Genomic DNA, 982 nt, shown 5'->3' on the forward strand with positions numbered 1-982 from the left:
GGAAGACCCCGTGACGGGGAGTTTCCAGGCGGGGTTGGCCGTGTGGCTCACCGGCAACGGCACGCTGCCCGCGCGCTACACCGCCAGACAGGGCACCGCGCTCGGCCGCGAGGGACGCGTGGCGATATCGGCCGGGTCGGACGACGCCCCTGGCACCGGCATCTGGGTGACCGGTCATGTGGCGCACCTCGTCACCGGGGAGATCCGGGCGGGATGACCGGCGCTGGGCGGCCGCGGGGAGGCGAGTGGCGACGCCGGCGGGCTCGGTTCAGCGCATCTCGCCCGCGCCCACGTACGGGTTCAGGCTGATCGTGGGCCTGCCCTCGGCGAACCGTGAGAGGCGGCAGTCCGTCGGGTCGACACCCGACATCGTCGTCGTCCCGTCGAGCAGCAACTCCGCGACCAGTCGACCGACCGCGGGCGACATCTTGAACCCGTGCCCCGAGAAGCCGACCGCCAGGAACAACCCGTCGAGGGGTGACGGGCCGATCACCGGGTTGTAGTCGGGTGTGGTGTCGTACGCCCCGACGTAGCTGCCGGTGATCGCCGGATCCGGCATATCGGGAAGGCGGTGCATGAGCCGCTCCACGACCTTCTCGATCGTCGAGTCGTCGGCGCGGTTGGAGTAGGAGTCCGGATCGATGTACTGCGGTGCGTGGTGGTCGGAGTTGCCGGCGAGGATCTCCCCGTTGGGCTCGCGGCACAGGTACTGCAGTCCCACCAGGTCCGACAGCGTGGGCACGTGCTGAAGCGGTTCGCCCTGATCCACCAGCACCAGTTGCGCGCGCTGGGCCCGGACGGGCAGGTCCAGACCGACGGTGGCGCCGAGCTGCGGCGCCCACACCCCGGTCGCGAGGATCACCTGCTCGGCGTGCACCGTGGTGCCGTCCGCGAACTCGGCTCCCACCACCCGGTCGCCCCGCCCCCGCAGCAGCGACGTGACCCGGGTGCTCTGGCGAACCCGGACCCCGTGTCGGCGGGA

Annotated in this window: 2 protein-coding genes; one reads left to right on the forward strand and one right to left on the reverse strand. The window is 71.6% G+C overall.

The annotated features are described in order from the left end of the window. A partial coding sequence (locus tag G6026_RS11430) for a PhzF family phenazine biosynthesis protein (RefSeq protein ID WP_182613245.1) occupies positions 1-217 on the forward strand: 217 nt, incomplete at its 5' end. 51 nt (positions 218-268) lie between these two features. Here G6026_RS11430 and G6026_RS17365 read toward each other — a convergent pair. Beyond that, a partial coding sequence (locus G6026_RS17365; protein ID WP_241728044.1) for an FAD-binding oxidoreductase occupies positions 269-982 on the reverse strand: 714 nt, incomplete at its 5' end.

Origin of the sequence: Dietzia sp. DQ11-38-2, from assembly GCF_014145055.1 — a bacterium.
GTDB lineage: Bacteria > Actinomycetota > Actinomycetes > Mycobacteriales > Mycobacteriaceae > Dietzia.